The 14,957-nt window shown below is 38.8% G+C and carries 15 protein-coding genes; 8 read left to right on the top strand and 7 right to left on the bottom strand.

Annotated features, from left to right (window positions below; genetic code table 11):
* Positions 1–33: 33 nt before the first annotated feature.
* The 7 genes from sufD to IV512_RS04205 all read left to right on the top strand — a co-directional run bounded on the left by sufD (position 34) and on the right by IV512_RS04205 (position 5,819).
* On the top strand, positions 34–1,350 hold the full coding sequence (gene sufD / locus IV512_RS04235; RefSeq protein ID WP_209400953.1) for a Fe-S cluster assembly protein SufD: 1,317 nt from the start codon (positions 34–36) through the stop codon (positions 1,348–1,350).
* A 128-nt stretch (positions 1,351–1,478) separates the two neighbouring features.
* Complete coding sequence (locus IV512_RS04230) at positions 1,479–2,102, top strand: outer membrane protein (protein ID WP_209400951.1); 624 nt, start codon at positions 1,479–1,481, stop codon at positions 2,100–2,102.
* A gap of 75 nt (positions 2,103–2,177) precedes the next feature.
* Positions 2,178–3,392 carry an aminotransferase class V-fold PLP-dependent enzyme gene (locus tag IV512_RS04225; RefSeq protein ID WP_209401884.1) on the top strand — a complete coding sequence of 405 codons (1,215 nt, stop codon included), beginning with the start codon at positions 2,178–2,180 and terminating at the stop codon, positions 3,390–3,392.
* A 75-nt stretch (positions 3,393–3,467) separates the two neighbouring features.
* A complete protein-coding gene (locus IV512_RS04220) occupies positions 3,468–3,890 on the top strand; it encodes a SufE family protein (protein WP_209400949.1) in 423 nt (140 codons plus the stop codon).
* A 44-nt stretch (positions 3,891–3,934) separates the two neighbouring features.
* Positions 3,935–4,267 (top strand): DUF59 domain-containing protein, encoded by a 333-nt coding sequence (locus IV512_RS04215; protein WP_100870422.1) that lies wholly within the window; start codon positions 3,935–3,937, stop codon positions 4,265–4,267.
* A 24-nt stretch (positions 4,268–4,291) separates the two neighbouring features.
* Positions 4,292–4,807 (top strand): DUF2480 family protein, encoded by a 516-nt coding sequence (locus IV512_RS04210; RefSeq protein ID WP_209400947.1) that lies wholly within the window; start codon positions 4,292–4,294, stop codon positions 4,805–4,807.
* A gap of 79 nt (positions 4,808–4,886) precedes the next feature.
* Positions 4,887–5,819: a DUF3078 domain-containing protein gene (locus tag IV512_RS04205; protein ID WP_209400944.1), complete on the top strand. Its 933-nt coding sequence runs from the start codon at positions 4,887–4,889 to the stop codon at positions 5,817–5,819.
* Between the two features lie 583 nt (positions 5,820–6,402).
* On the opposite strand, the gene hflX is transcribed toward IV512_RS04205, so the two are convergent.
* Positions 6,403–7,614, bottom strand: coding sequence for a GTPase HflX (gene hflX, locus IV512_RS04200; RefSeq protein WP_209400942.1), 1,212 nt, complete (start codon positions 7,612–7,614; stop codon positions 6,403–6,405).
* A 77-nt stretch (positions 7,615–7,691) separates the two neighbouring features.
* Here hflX and IV512_RS04195 point away from each other — a divergent pair, with 77 nt between their 5' ends.
* On the top strand, positions 7,692–8,669 hold the full coding sequence (locus IV512_RS04195) for an endonuclease (protein WP_209400940.1): 978 nt from the start codon (positions 7,692–7,694) through the stop codon (positions 8,667–8,669).
* 25 nt (positions 8,670–8,694) lie between these two features.
* On the opposite strand, the gene IV512_RS04190 is transcribed toward IV512_RS04195, so the two are convergent.
* The 6 genes from IV512_RS04190 to IV512_RS04165 form a co-directional block, all read right to left on the bottom strand.
* Complete coding sequence (locus tag IV512_RS04190; RefSeq protein WP_209400939.1) at positions 8,695–9,168, bottom strand: FKBP-type peptidyl-prolyl cis-trans isomerase; 474 nt, start codon at positions 9,166–9,168, stop codon at positions 8,695–8,697.
* Between the two features lie 40 nt (positions 9,169–9,208).
* Positions 9,209–9,922 carry a 3'-5' exonuclease gene (locus IV512_RS04185; protein ID WP_209400937.1) on the bottom strand — a complete coding sequence of 238 codons (714 nt, stop codon included), beginning with the start codon at positions 9,920–9,922 and terminating at the stop codon, positions 9,209–9,211.
* On the bottom strand, positions 9,906–11,720 hold the full coding sequence (locus tag IV512_RS04180; RefSeq protein WP_209400935.1) for a DUF4153 domain-containing protein: 1,815 nt from the start codon (positions 11,718–11,720) through the stop codon (positions 9,906–9,908). Before IV512_RS04180 ends, IV512_RS04185 begins: the two co-directional genes overlap by 17 nt.
* A gap of 242 nt (positions 11,721–11,962) precedes the next feature.
* A complete protein-coding gene (locus IV512_RS04175; RefSeq protein ID WP_209400932.1) occupies positions 11,963–12,439 on the bottom strand; it encodes a methylated-DNA--[protein]-cysteine S-methyltransferase in 477 nt (158 codons plus the stop codon).
* Positions 12,440–13,561, bottom strand: coding sequence for a CNNM domain-containing protein (locus tag IV512_RS04170; RefSeq protein ID WP_209400930.1), 1,122 nt, complete (start codon positions 13,559–13,561; stop codon positions 12,440–12,442). It abuts the gene before it with no gap.
* Between the two features lie 51 nt (positions 13,562–13,612).
* A complete protein-coding gene (locus IV512_RS04165) occupies positions 13,613–14,944 on the bottom strand; it encodes a serine hydrolase (protein ID WP_209400928.1) in 1,332 nt (443 codons plus the stop codon).
* Positions 14,945–14,957: the final 13 nt, after the last annotated feature.

Here is a 14,957-nt window from a genome sequence, read left to right as displayed (position 1 = left end):
AGATTAAGAAAAGGTACAAGCAATTAGAAAAATATGGATTTAAAAGATAAACTGATATCATCATTTATGGCATTTGAAAGTAATGTCGACATCGAAAATTCGGTGCACGACGTTAGAACCGAGGCCATGAAAAACTTTGAGCTTAAAGGTTTTCCAACTAAAAAGGAAGAAGCTTGGAAATACACTTCGTTGAAGGGCTTGCAGAAGATTGATTTTAGTATTTTTCCTAAAGAGGAGAATGCGCTCGAATATAAGGACGTAAAAAAATATTTTTTACACGAAATCGATTCTTATAAAATCGTTTTCATTGATGGTATCTATAGTTCATACCTTTCGGAAACCACCCACGATGGTGTCGATATCTGTTTGATGAGTTCTGCATTGACCAAACCGATGTATAAGCCGGTAATCGATGTGTACTTCAACAAAGTGGCTTCTAAAGATGAGTCACTTACCTCATTGAACACTGCGTTTAGTAGAGAAGGTGCCTATATCTATATTCCAAAGAACAAAATGCCTAAGAAGCCGGTTGAGATAATACATTTTGCTACGGGTAACGAGGCTTCTTTGTTGTTGCAGCCACGTAACTTAATTGTTGTTGAAGAAAATGCGGAGTTACAAGTAATCGAGCGGCATCAGAGCTTGACCTCTAATGAGGTGCTGACCAATTCGGTAACCGAAATTTTCGCTGCTGATTCTGCTATTGTAGATTACTACAAAATTCAGAATGATTCTGAAAGCGCGTCATTTATTGATAATACGTACATCGATCAGAAGAACAAAAGTGTGGTCAAGGTTCATACCTTTTCTTTTGGTGGTAAATTGACCCGTAACAACTTGAACTTCTATCAAAATGGCGAGTATATAGATTCGACTATGAAAGGGGTTACTATAATCGGTAACAAACAGCATGTAGATCACCATACTTTGGTGCATCATATTGAGCCCAATTGCGAAAGTCACCAAGATTATAAAGGTATTTACGGTGAGAATTCGACAGGTGTCTTCAACGGTAAGATTATCGTTGATAAAATTGCCCAGAAAACCAATGCTTTTCAGCAAAACAATAATGTTCTGGTGAGTGATAAGGCTACCATTAATTCAAAGCCTCAATTAGAGATTTTTGCAGATGATGTAAAATGCTCTCATGGTTGTACTATTGGGCAGTTAGATGAAGATGCTCTCTTCTATATGCAATCTCGAGGTATACCGAAAAAGGAGGCTCGTGCCTTGCTGATGTACGCTTTTGCCAATAATGTTTTGGCGAGTGTTCGTATACCGGAATTGAAAACACGTATCAACAAAATTATCGCAAAGAAATTGGGTGTAAACCTTGGATTTGACTTGTAGTTCGATTCTTAATTTGTTGTAGGTATTTTTGGCAATACTTTGGGGGCTTTTAACAGTTCCTTAAAAATTATGGTGCTGTATTTAGTATAATTTGGTCGGAGTTAAAATTCTAACCAATAATATACAGCATGAATTCAAAATTACTTTTTTGCACCCTGTTCTTAGCTACGTTTAGCCTTTTCGCCCAAGACAAGAAATGGAGTATCGAAGCCAATTACCCTCACACTCTAGGAGGGCATGAAAGTGATATCGATGCTTTAAATTCAATAATCGACGTTGGGGTCAAGTATAGATTTCTCAAGTTAGGTCCTGCTCGATTAGGAACCAGCATCAGCTCTAGCCTGTTTTCAAAATCAGAAAACTTTTTATACGGTAATTCAACTGCCAATGATTTAGAGTTCGACTCTAAGTTTACAAAAGTACTTCTACAACCAAGGGTTTTCGCAGAACTTGATATTCCCGTAATACCAAGGCTTAAACCTCAAGTCGGCGTGGGTTATTCGATCATCTTTAGCGATTTTCAATTTAGTGATGGTAACGGTAGCAGCACGGATGACTACAACACCACGGGAGGCGTTAATTTGAATGTTGGATTAGCATATAATTTTACCAAAAGGTTTTTTGTGCAGATACAATACGATTATACCCGTGAGAAAGGAGACGTTATATATGAGAACAACAACGCTATGGAGGAATTTAATTTTAAGAGCAATATAGACATGCTGAAGATAGGTGTCGGTTTTCGGTTTTGAATGTATAAAAAAGCGTGGTTTCTAAGCTAAGGGTCTATAGCTAAACTGGTATCTTTGCAGTTCAATAAGAATGCTATGTTAGATGTACTTAAAATCCGTAATGATTTCCCTATATTAAATCGTGAAGTAAACGGCAAACCCTTGGTTTACTTAGATAATGCTGCTACCTCGCAGACCCCTCAGCAGGTAATTGATGTCATTGTCGATTACTATTCAAGGTACAATGCGAACATTCATAGAGGAGTGCACGCACTTTCGCAAGAGGCGACCGATATGTATGAACAGGCGCGTCTAAAAATTCAGGCCCATTTTAATATGGAGAAGTCTCATGAAGTTATTTTCACTTCGGGTACGACTCATGGCATCAATTTAATAGCGAACGGCTTTTCATCCATAATAAAAGAGGGAGATGAGATATTGGTCTCGGCAATGGAGCATCATTCTAATATTGTGCCTTGGCAAATGTTGGCAGAACGTACGGGAGCTGTTTTAAAAGTGATTCCAATGAACGATGAAGGAGAGCTTTTAATGGACGAATATGATCAACTTTTGTCGAATAATACCAAATTGGTATTTTGCAATCACGTTTCCAATGCTTTGGGCACGGTAAACCCAATCGCTGAAATAATCAAAAAGGCACATGAGGTAGGGGCCGCTGTCTTGGTAGATGGTGCGCAGGCTTCGCCACATATCAAAGCGGATGTTCAGCAGTTGGATGTTGATTTTTATACGGTTTCAGCCCATAAGATGTGTGGGCCAACTGGGGTCGGCGTCTTGTACGGAAAGGATGAATGGTTAAACAAGTTGCCACCCTATCAAGGTGGTGGTGAAATGATTGCGGAGGTGACTTTCGAGAAAACTACCTATGCCGATTTACCCCATAAATTTGAGGCGGGTACACCTAATATCTGCGGAGGCATTGCTTTTGGTGCGGCTTTAGATTATATGAACAATTTGGGCTTCGATGAAATAGCGACCTATGAAAATGAGTTGCTTGAATATGCTACGCAAAAGCTTTTGCAGATTGAAGGGTTACGCATTTATGGTACGGCCAAAGAGAAGACTTCCGTAATTTCCTTTAATATAGAAGGTATTCACCCTTACGATATCGGTACTATTCTGGACAAATTGGGTATTGCCGTTCGAACCGGGCATCATTGTGCACAACCGATTATGGATTTTTACGGCATCCCCGGTACGGTAAGGGCAAGTTTTAGTTTCTATAATACCAAAGAAGAAGTAGATAAGCTTGTCGAAGGTGTCGAACGTGCCAGAACGATGCTTGTCTAAATAAGCGTTCTTAACTTTCCCCCAAAGAATTGATAAGCAGCAAGACTTATCGTATTTTTGTTGAAAATTGATACAATGGGTATTAAAGCTATACAGGAAGAAATTGTTGACGAGTTTTCAATGTTCGAAGATTGGATGCAGCGCTATGAATATATGATAGAGTTGGGCAAATCGCTTCCGTTGATAAATGAAAAATATAAGACTGAAGATAATATCATCAAAGGGTGTCAAAGCAAGGTTTGGGTGCATGCTGAATTAGAAGAAGACAAGTTGGTCTTTACTGCAGATAGCGATGCAATTATAACAAAAGGTATAATTGCAATTTTGATTAGGGCTTTCAGTAATCAAAAACCCCAAGATATTATTGATGCAGATACCGAGTTTATTGATGAAATAGGGCTTAAAGAGCATCTCTCGCCAACACGGGCGAATGGTTTGGTAAGTATGGTTAAGCAACTAAAATTATACGCAGTTGCCTACCAAACGCAATTAAATTAGTTTAGGGGCTCAACCGATGTGAGCCTCGATATAAATGAATTACTATGAGCGAAGAAACAACTACAGTAGATACAAGCGAATTAGGTGAAAAGATAGTGAAGGTTTTAAAGACCATCTATGATCCTGAAATTCCTGTTGATATTTACGAATTGGGCTTAATTTACGATGTGTTGGTCAATGAAGATAACGAAGTTCGTATTTTAATGACATTGACTTCACCAAACTGCCCGGTTGCCGAAACTTTGCCTGTTGAGGTAGAGGAGAAGGTGAAATCTTTAGATATGGTCAAAGATGCAGAGGTTGAGATTACTTTTGATCCACCATGGACACAAGATTTGATGAGCGAGGAAGCCAAATTAGAGCTTGGTCTGCTCTAAAGAGGTAAACTTATAAAATACACCATGTCAGAAAACATAGAACCAATCGTTAATAGGGTTGCCCAGAGCAAACTTATCACCTTTGATCTTGAGGATTACTATCCTGACGGTAAAAGAGTGCTGTTCGACATCGCTGATTGGCTTTACGAGGGTATCATACTTAAAGAAAAAGAGTTTAGGGCTTCAGCAGAAGCTCACGATTGGTCACAATATCAAGATAGTTATGTTGCACTATATTGTTCGACCGATGCGATTATACCCGGTTGGGCCTATATGTTCTTAGCGGCTAAATTGGCCTCTTATGCAAAACTTACTGTGCAGGGCAATCTAGAAGCCCTGGAAACTTCACTGTACCAATCGGTATTGGAATCACTTGATTTATCGCCCTTTAAAGATAAACCTGTCATAGTAAAAGGGTGTAGTAAAAAACCAGTGCCTTCAAATGCTTATTTGTTGATAACCCAGCGGTTACAACCTATCGCAAGGTCTGTAATGTACGGTGAGGCATGTTCTTCGGTACCACTTTTCAAAAGAAAATAATCGTTGATAAACTTGTTTATTAAATGTTAGCATCGTTAAATTTGCAGTTAATAAACACTTAATCACTAACATTAACATTATGAAAAGATTAGTAATTTCTTGCTTTGCTATGCTTGCATTTTCAGCAAGTTTTGCACAAACGATTGACGATCTTAAAGCCGAGCAAGCGGTTAAAAAAGATTCGATCAAAGCCATTCAAGGTAGAGTGAATGCACTTCAATCTCAAATTGACGCTTTCCCAGGTTGGAAAACAGGTGCTTTTGGTACTATTGGGGCCAACCTTTCAAAATTTAATAACTGGTATTCGCAAGGTACCCCTAACAATTCTTCAGGAAACATTGGTGTTACCGTAAACGGATTTGCCAATTTGGATAGAGAAAATTATTTCTGGAGAAACTCTGCAAACATCAACCTTCAGTGGGTGAAACTTGATAACAAAGATGATCCTACCGATAAAGAAGGCTTCAACGGAACGACTGACGTTTTCAACGTAACTTCATTGTATGGTTATAAACTGAGCCCTAAGTTCGCTATCTCGGCTTTAGGTGAGTATCGTACTTCAATCATCAACAATTTTAATGATCCTGGTTATCTTGATCTTGGTGTTGGTGCTACTTGGACCCCGATTACCGATATGGTAGTGGTGATTCACCCGTTGAACTATAACTTTGTTTTTGCCGATAATGATGCTGCTTACGAATCTTCGACCGGTGCCAAAATTGTAGTTGATTATACCAAACAATTAGGTGCCATTAATTTCAAAACCAATTTCTCTACATTTCAGAGCTATAAAGATGGAGATCTTTCAAACTGGACGTGGATCAACTCTTTCGGTTACACCTTATGGAAGGGTATTGGTGTAGGTTTTGAATTTGGTCTAAGAAGTAACAAGCAAGAAGCATTGGGTAACGCTTTAGGGCTAGTACCGGTACCAACTCCTACTCCAACGCTTGACAATGTTGATAATGACTTGCAAAGTTATTACCTATTAGGTTTGAACTACTCGTTCTAAACTATTTTAAGTAGTATAAAATGAAATGCCCTGACGACAGTCAGGGCATTTTTTTTGTTAAGTAGGTCAATTAGTTTGGTACGATCAAATAATAATCACATTATAGGTTAAGAGGCTTTAATTTGGGCTCTAACACTAAATTTCAAATACAATACTAATGTATGGGCGAAGCTTTTATTCTCGAAAAATTTGTTGCGAAGTGCTTCAAAGTTGTGGTAAAATAAGTTAAAATGCTCTTTTTTTCGATGAACGGGTACAATAAGTGCTATCGTTAGAATTTTAATAAATCTAATACGCATAAAAAAAACCCTCCTTGTGGGAGGGTGATTTTATCAAGTAGGTTTGGATAAGGTTGAGGTTAAGCTTTTCGTAGGTCAAGTTCCGATTTGGGATTCGTAACTTTTAATTTCGGTTAAGTTCAAGGGGCGATTTGGGGTCAACACTATCACTTAATTACAATGTAAAACTACGGCGCTAGTTCACATTTTCTAAATTATTGTTGTGAACTAGCGCCGTACTGTTGTGAAAAATACAAGCTGTTTTATTTCTTCGACGAACTGCGCAGGTACGCTACGAAAAGGGCTTAATATTCATCTAAATGCTCGGGATACAAAAAATTGTTATACGGAAAACGTGTTACATGAATGTCGCGAACCTCATTATATACCCGTTTTCTAAATTCATCTAGATTTTCTTTATTAAGGGCAGAAATGAAAAGTGCCTTGTCGCCAACTCTCTGCATCCAAGTTCTCTTCCATTCTTCAATTGTGAAATGTCTTTCCGTTTTTTCAGTTACAAGATCGTCAGACTCGATTTCTTCATGTTTGTACTGATCGATTTTATTGAACACCATGATGGTGTTTTTTTCGGCACTTCCTATTTCATCTAAAATTTTATTCACTGAATTGATGTGTTCTTCGAACTGCGGATGCGAAATGTCAACTACATGTAACAATAGGTCAGCTTCCCGCACTTCATCTAAGGTACTTTTAAAGCTTTCGACAAGCTGTGTGGGCAGTTTGCGAATAAACCCAACGGTATCACTCAACAAAAATGGTAAGTTGCCTAAAACGACTTTACGAACGGTAGTGTCTAAAGTTGCAAATAGCTTGTTCTCGGCAAAAACCTCACTTTTACTGATGACGTTCATAAGGGTCGACTTGCCGACATTGGTATAACCGACCAAAGCCACACGTACCAAAGCGCCACGGTTGCCTCTTTGGGTTTCCATTTGACGGTCGATTTTTTGCAATTTCTTTTTTAACAAAGTAATACGGTCTCGTACGATACGTCTATCTGTTTCAATTTCGGTTTCTCCTGGCCCTCTCATGCCGATACCACCACGCTGTCTTTCCAAGTGTGTCCATAACCCGGTCAGTCTTGGCAATAAATATTCATATTGTGCCAATTCTACTTGTGTACGCGCATAGCTGGTCTGTGCCCGTTGGGCGAAGATGTCAAGAATAAGACTGGTACGATCAACAATTTTACACCGTAGTTGTTTTTCGATATTTCGTTGCTGGGCGGGTGTAAGTTCATCATCAAAAATAACCGAGCCCACTTCATGCTCTTTGACGAATTCTTGTACCTCTTCCATCTTACCACTACCGATAAGGGTTTTGGGGTTCGGTACATCCATACGTTGTACAAAGCGTTTGACCACTTCGCCCCCTGCCGTATAGGTCAAAAATTCAAGCTCGTCTAGAAACTCGGTAACTTTCTCCTCATTTTGTTCACGATTCAATACGCCTATAAGTACGGCCTTTTCGTGCTCTATGGTATTCTTTTCTATCATATAGGTTGTAAATTGCAAAGTTAAACAATACTGGCCGACCTATTTTGGTAATATTAGTGGCCCAAAACGTAAATGCCATGATTTTTTCGTTCCGAAAGAAAAAAAAGAAAGAAAGTACCCTCAATACCGTAGCATTTTACAATCTAGAGAATCTTTTCGATACGCATAACGATAATTATACATTAGATGAGGATTTCACGCCGCAGGGGGCAAAGAGATGGACACCCAAACGGTATAAGAGCAAACTCAAAAAAATAGCCAAAACCGTTGCCCGCTTAGGTGAGGGAGAAACGAGCAGCCCACCGGTCATTGTCGGTGTGGCCGAGGTTGAAAATAAAAAAGTTGTACAAGACTTAATCACCATTGATCCTCTACATAAAATTGACTATGGGTTCGTTCACTACGATTCACCAGATGAGCGAGGTATTGATTGCGCACTTATCTACCACCGCAAGCATTTTATTGTTGAGCATTCTGAACCAATTAATTTGTTGGTTTATCAAGAGGATGGAACCCGCGATGCCACACGTGACATTCTCTATGTTAAAGGCCTACTGAACAATGAACCGGTACATATTTTTATCAATCACTGGCCTTCGCGAAGAGATGGAGACGTACAGACCGAATATAAACGTATAAAAGCGGCGGAGACCCTGCTTACTTTTATGTCAAAGATTGAAGAGACGGAGCCGGACCCAAACTATATTATAATGGGAGATTTTAACGATGATCCCAAATCGAAGAGCATAAAAACACTGATGGAAAATAAAGGGCTCTACAACCCCATGGAAAAACTATTAACCCCTGAGAGAGGTAGTGCGAGCTATAAAAGGGCATGGTTACTCTTTGATCAAATCATGATTTCACATAGCTTTTTAAATTTTGAAAAGGGCACCCATAGTTTTGCCCATGCAAATATTTTTGATGAGCATTTTCTAAAAGAATACAAAGGCAAATATAAAGGTTCGCCCTACCGCACTTACGCCGGAAAAAAGTATTTAGGTGGGTATAGTGACCATTTTCCGGTTTATATACAGCTTAGGTACAATTTTTAATAGTAGTTGTTCTCTGTTGATCGGGTTAGTTCACATCGATTAGATTGACCTCAAAGATAAGAACCGAACCGCCCGGTATACCATTATAGTCGAAGCTGCCGTAGCCAAGGTGTGCCGGCACTAAAAGCAGTCCGTTGCCGCCTTCTTTGAAATAAGTAATACCTTCTGTCCAACCTGCAATTACCTGTTGAAGATTAAAAGTGATACCGTTAGAGTCACTTTCGTCAAAAACAGATTCATTTAAAAAATAGCCTTTATAGGCTACTGTAACATCTGAAGAGCTTGTTGGCTGTTCACCGGTGCCCTGTTCGTTAATAATGTAATGTAGCCCCGTTTCACTGGTCTGAGCCTGTAAATCGTTCTCTTCAAGGTAGATTTGAATGTCTTCTTCGTTCCGAGCACTATAATCGATGGCCTCGGCAGGTTCAGGGTTAGCATTGTTATCGTCTAAACACGAAACTAGCGAAATGAACATCAGGGGAATTAAAAAGTATTTCATAGCATAATTTGGTGTAAATATAAAAAAGAAGAGGGTTACATCATACTTTTTTAATTTCATCCTCATGCAGAAGATTATCGCCGCGTAAGCGTAAAAAGACTTGGGCAGTGGTAACAACATCAAGCTCGCAATAGGTAATTATACGATCCAAGTCTTTTTCTTCGTAATAGACTTGTCGAACCATACTACCGTCAATATCTTGTTTGGGTGAAGGTATTCCCAAAATATTGGCCAACAACTTTAATGAGGTAAAGTGTTTGTAATCTCCGAATTTCCACAGCTCCATGGTATCCAAATGGGGTACCTCCCATGGTTTTTTTCCGAATAGATTGAGTTTGTAGGGTAGTTCTATACCATGAATGATCATTCTTCTGGCGATGTAAGGAAAATCAAATTCTTTTGCATTGTGCCCACAGAGCAGATATTTTGAAGCATTAAAGTGTCCGTCGAGTAAATTTTTAAACTCTTTTAAAAGGTGAGGTTCTTTACCGTGAAAAGAGGTGGTGCGAAAGGTTCGTCCATCTCCTTTCATGTGAAAATATCCAACAGAAATACAAACGATTTTTCCGAACTCTGCCCAAATACCCGCTCTTTCATAAAATTCTTCAGGGGTATATTCTTCTTTACGCTGATATCTAGACTTTTGTTCCCATAGTTCTTTTTTATCGTCATCGAGAAATGAATAATCTTCTTGTTCCGGTACAGTCTCAATATCTAAAAAAAGTATGTGCTCTAGACTAATCTTGTTCAACATGATCGATTGTTTTAATCAACATATAGGCAGATGCGTTATGAAGGCTTACCGAATCTTTTTTGCGAATGTTAAATGAAAGCTCTGTAAAAATAATTTTCGTTTTAAGAGAATCGTTCTCTAGCTCAATACTTTTTTCATCTTCTGGCAAATCATTTAGATTCGGGCCACGTTCGGCCAATTTCAATAAATATTCTTTCAAACTAATTTCTAATAGTACTTCTTTAGCTTTGGATAACTTCAAGCTTTCATCATCACGACTATACATCAAGTCAAAATCACCAACTTTCACGCTCTTTTCGGTATAAGTGCCAAAGTATATGGGCGTAAAATATGAAAATTTAGAAATATCATAAGTTTGAGACTTGTTTCGGTTATCATAAAATGAAAAATTCGTTCCATAGTTTAGAGCATTATTTTCATCGGCGGGGTCTAATTTTATCCTCAACGAATCCATCACGGTACTTGTATCTACCCATTTATTACTTTTCCACTTACTTTTTACGGTATCGTGCATTGCCGCTTGCATCGAAATACCTGTTATAGGATCTAGTTGAGATATAGCCTCTCTTTTATCTAAATAATTGATGATGGAAGTAAGTTGGTTGAATTCGGCATAAGTAGCCAAGCGGTCATTGCTTATGCCCTTTTCATATACCTTTTTAAATTGATTGGCCTGGCTGCGGTTCGATACCGAAAACACTCCCCAAAACCCAAAAGAAGATAATAGTGCCAAGCCAAAGAGAGATAACGGCAACACGATAAGTCTTCTTTTTTTCGCTAATAAGAGGTATAGGGCCATACCTAATATCCATAAAGCAATAAGTACTATGAAATAACGGTTTTCAGTAATGCCGTAATCGTTTATTCTTCTGAATATTGCCACAAAAAGCAAAGCAACCAAAGGTAGCAGTGCTAGATAGAACCATGGGTAAAATCTTTTTATGGTCCAAGCTTGTGCCGTTTTTTGAATAGGATTGATAATTACCTGCACTAAAAACCCCATTAGTGCCAAAGCGGTAACGAGATATGAGACCCAGCCTTTTGGTAGTTGCCATTCAATGAGAATCTTGGTGCCATATGCATACAGAATAATGATATATAGAATGACCAACGGAATCAAAATGAACTTTACGAAAACCTCTAGGGCCTTGTCGAAGTAGATTTGGGTTTGGCCATGAATTTTGCTTGGAAAGTCAGATAAATAAATCCAAGTGTTAACAATGCCCAAACAGAATATAAACAATTGTCCGTAGCGCTCACCTTTAATTTTAACATCAAAAAGAGCGCTAATAGCTACAAGAGCGAGTACCAAACCCAAGTATAGAAACCCTGAAAAGAGAATACTTCTGGTAATGGAAACACCGACTGATTTTAAGTAATTCCAGTAGGCTATTTTACTCCATTTCTTGATAAATGGTGCGAATAATAAAAATAAGTGGCCCGCAATTAGATAAAGAAAAAAGCGTGCGAGATATATAGGGTTTTGATCCAATTCTTTTGAATCGGGTAGGTGCCAAAAGAAGATGAAAAGAAGCAAGACGATCAAGCCCTTTATCCATACCCATTTGTTTGCTTTTGTCTGCTGCTCGATAAAGAATTGAGCACCAATAAACCAACTAATTCCTAAAACTAGGGTAAGAATTATATCAAGGTTTTTCTCAAATTCTTGGGAAGAATCGAGACCTATTACGTGCATTATATAGAAGCTGCCTAATATGGCCCATATAAGAGTTACTGGAAAACGCTTAAAGGCATTTTCAGCCTTACTTGTAATTTCTCTAAGTGAGGGTAACTGCATAATGCTTTATTTTCTTTACAAAACTAGGCGGATGGTTTATCGAATGCATCACTGAAAACAGGGAAATTGATTCAATCTTATTCTGATATCCACAAACGCTGAAACCGACTGCGCAGTCGGTCTAGTAGTTGGCTTCTATCTTTCACCCCATTATGAAATGCTTAATTGTTCTATAAGATGTAAAAAGGAAACATTTTTTATGCAATAATATTGTTGCTACAGACCGAACAGTCTGTAAATGGCTAAAACAGGCTTTGTTGTTTTACGGGATTTTCATGCTCTAACAACCATTTTTTACGGGGTAGGCCTCCCGCATAACCTGTTAGCGAACCGTCGCTGCCGATAACTCTGTGACAGGGTACAATAATCCAAAGTGGATTCTTTCCGTTTGCCGATGCTACGGCACGAATGGCCTTCACATCACCCAGGGTTTTTGAAAGGTCTAAGTAAGATACCGTTTTACCAAAAGGAATTTTCGATAGAGCATTCCACACCCGTTTTTGAAAATCTGTACCCAGTGGATTTAATTTCAGAGTAAATTCTGTACGCCCGCCATTAAAATATTCAATCAATTGACCAACGGCATTTTTAAGTGTATCGGGCACCTGCTGTGAAGGTAAAATATCGGTATCATCTAAAACAGTTATCGACGATATACCATCAGAATCTCCTTCTAATTTGGCCACGCCTAATGGCGTTTGTATATAAGCGATGTCCACTTACTTCTTCTTTATTTTTTGGTCAAGAATACCTACTCGCTGTGCCCGGTTTTCCCAATTTTTCCGGGCCAGATCTTGCAAATCGGCAACACTATCGCTTTCGTCCATAATTTCTAGGCCTAACAAGGTTTCGATAACATCTTCCATAGTAACAAGTCCACTAACCGAACCGTATTCATCGACTACCAAGGCGATATGCTCGCGTTTTGCAATCAAGGTTTCGAATAATTTGGGTATGGGAGTATTTCTTTCGGTCACCAATATATCACGCTTGATTTCAGAAAGTGGCACTTGGCCATTTTCATTGACCATTTCTTCAAGTATATTGTCTTTTAGAACAAAGCCGTCAATATGGTCCATTTTTTCGCCATGTACTGGTATCCGCGAAAAGCGCATTTTCGGATTCGCTTCAAAAAATTCACTGATGGTCTTCTTTTCCGAAGCAATTTTCATCACGGCCCTTGGGGTCATAATGTCTTTTACCAAGACCTCATCAAAACGGAGCAGATTTTTGATGATGGTAGATTCTGATTTTTCGAAAACTCCCTCTTCATGTGCAATATCGGTCATGGCGGTAAAATCTTCACGACTTAATACACTGCCTTCGTGCCCTTTGCCACCTACCAGTTTCGTGAACAGCTGTAAAAGCCAAAGTAGCCCTGTGTATTTGAGGGCAAGCACCATAATTCTTAAAGTTTTAGAAGTAAAGTTCGCCAACGATCTCCAATAGGTCGCACCAATGGTCTTAGGTATGATTTCAGAGGCAACCAAAATTAAAATGGTCATTACGGTAGAAACTAGCCCCACCATTAAGTCTTCAGTGAACTGAATACCAAGCACTGTTCTTTCGGTCGTACCATAGATTTGGGCATATGCCGCTTTTGCCTGAACCCCGACTAAAATAGCCCCTACAGTATGGGCAACAGTATTCAGTGTTAGAATAGCTATTAACGGCTTGTCTACGTCTTTTTTTAATTCTTCAAGAACAATGGCATAAGCCTTTCCTTCCTTCTTTTTTACATTGATGAAGGTTGGTGTAATACTTAATAGAACGGCCTCCAATACAGAACACAGAAAGGAGAAAAAAATGGATATTACGGCGTAAAAAATAAGCAGACCCATATATTGGTTGTTTACGCACGAATATACCAATAATTGAACAACCTTTTGATCTTATTCGCTAGGCAAAGTGGCTTGATAGAATACTTGTTGTACCGCTGAGCGAATATTCAGACGGTATAGGTTTCGGTGGTCTCTAGTAGGGTTAACACGATTGGATAAAAATATATATACCATTTGGTTTTTTGGGTTTGCCCAAATAAAAGTGCCCGTAAAACCAGCATGACCAAAACTATCGGCGCTTACCTCAGGTGCAGGGTAGCTATCTTCTAAACTTAATTCTGAATTATTGAGCAAGGGCTTATCGAACCCTAGACCTCTTCGGTTTTCGTTTTCAGGAAACTGAACTTTAGTAAATTCTTTTACGGTTTCTTCAGATAGGTAACGTTTGCCGTCGTAAACACCAAACTGCATATACATTTGCATCAACTTTGCTAAATCGGTTGCCGTAGCAAAAAGACCCGCATTACCCGAAACACCACCAAGCAACGATGCATTCTCATCATGTACCCAACCGTGGGTGAGTGTATGGCGAAAAAGAGTATCTATTTCTGTAGGAACAATTTTATTGGCGAACTCCTTAGCTTTAGGTTTAAACCCCATGGTAGGTGTTCCCAAAGGCAGGTAAAAGTTTTTTTCTAGATAATAATCATAAGAATCACCCGTCAATTGTTCTACCAATTCGGGAAAAATCAAAAAAGTAAGCCCAGAATACTTATATTTTTTTTCTTTAGATACTTCAGAGCGGTCAATCAGTCTATACATTTTTTTGTTGAACTTGTTTTTAATGTACAGACCATCGTAAGCCTGATTTGAAAATCGGCGTTTTGCAGAAGGTTTGACAAATCGTTTTTTAACCTTACCATTTTTTTTCATAACCTCATTAAGAAAAATGATATAGGGTACCAGCCCTGCCTGATGTGCTAAAATCTCTCTCAACGTCAAATCTTTCTTGTCGTCAATGTTCTGCCATCTGGTCCAGTACTTACTGAAAGGTTCATCAAGATGAAGTTGCCCCTCATCGACCAGTTTCATTACTGCGGGAAGGGCGGCTGTAATTTTTGTTACGGAAGCTAGATCATAGATGTCATCCAGAGCGACCGGTTGAATACTATCATAGGTGTGAAAACCGTAAGCTTTGTGAAATATTATTTTGCCGTTTTTGGCTACCAGCACCTGTGCCCCCGGGAAGGCTTCTTTTTTTATACCATTAGTTATAATATCGCCTACTTTTCTATCAATAGCTTCTGAGTCTAGCCCCACTTCCTCGGGCTCGCCGTACGACAAAGCATCTGTTTTGCCGAAATTTAAATCTACAGGTGAGTCTTCCTGTGCATAGGGAGTGATAACTGTAAACGCGAATATTATAAATAAGTATAATCTCATTGGTAATCGGTAT

Source organism: Pseudozobellia sp. WGM2, from assembly GCF_017810075.1.
GTDB lineage: Bacteria > Bacteroidota > Bacteroidia > Flavobacteriales > Flavobacteriaceae > JADNYK01.
Note: the sequence above shows the minus strand (reverse complement) of the source record. Positions and strands in the feature narration are given on the sequence as shown.

Excerpts from the sequence above, each read along its gene's own strand:
- sufD (WP_209400953.1), top strand. The coding sequence starts at position 34 with ATGGATTTAAAAGATAAACTGATATCATCATTTATGGCATTTGAAAGT.
- IV512_RS04230 (WP_209400951.1), top strand. The coding sequence starts at position 1,479 with ATGAATTCAAAATTACTTTTTTGCACCCTGTTCTTAGCTACGTTTAGC.
- IV512_RS04225 (WP_209401884.1), top strand. The coding sequence starts at position 2,178 with ATGTTAGATGTACTTAAAATCCGTAATGATTTCCCTATATTAAATCGT.
- IV512_RS04220 (WP_209400949.1), top strand. The coding sequence starts at position 3,468 with ATGGGTATTAAAGCTATACAGGAAGAAATTGTTGACGAGTTTTCAATG.
- IV512_RS04215 (WP_100870422.1), top strand. The coding sequence starts at position 3,935 with ATGAGCGAAGAAACAACTACAGTAGATACAAGCGAATTAGGTGAAAAG.
- IV512_RS04210 (WP_209400947.1), top strand. The coding sequence starts at position 4,292 with ATGTCAGAAAACATAGAACCAATCGTTAATAGGGTTGCCCAGAGCAAA.
- IV512_RS04205 (WP_209400944.1), top strand. The coding sequence starts at position 4,887 with ATGAAAAGATTAGTAATTTCTTGCTTTGCTATGCTTGCATTTTCAGCA.
- hflX (WP_209400942.1), bottom strand. The coding sequence starts at position 7,614 with ATGATAGAAAAGAATACCATAGAGCACGAAAAGGCCGTACTTATAGGC.
- IV512_RS04195 (WP_209400940.1), top strand. The coding sequence starts at position 7,692 with ATGATTTTTTCGTTCCGAAAGAAAAAAAAGAAAGAAAGTACCCTCAAT.
- IV512_RS04190 (WP_209400939.1), bottom strand. The coding sequence starts at position 9,168 with ATGAAATACTTTTTAATTCCCCTGATGTTCATTTCGCTAGTTTCGTGT.
- IV512_RS04185 (WP_209400937.1), bottom strand. The coding sequence starts at position 9,922 with ATGTTGAACAAGATTAGTCTAGAGCACATACTTTTTTTAGATATTGAG.
- IV512_RS04180 (WP_209400935.1), bottom strand. The coding sequence starts at position 11,720 with ATGCAGTTACCCTCACTTAGAGAAATTACAAGTAAGGCTGAAAATGCC.
- IV512_RS04170 (WP_209400930.1), bottom strand. The coding sequence starts at position 13,561 with ATGGGTCTGCTTATTTTTTACGCCGTAATATCCATTTTTTTCTCCTTT.
- IV512_RS04165 (WP_209400928.1), bottom strand. The coding sequence starts at position 14,944 with ATGAGATTATACTTATTTATAATATTCGCGTTTACAGTTATCACTCCC.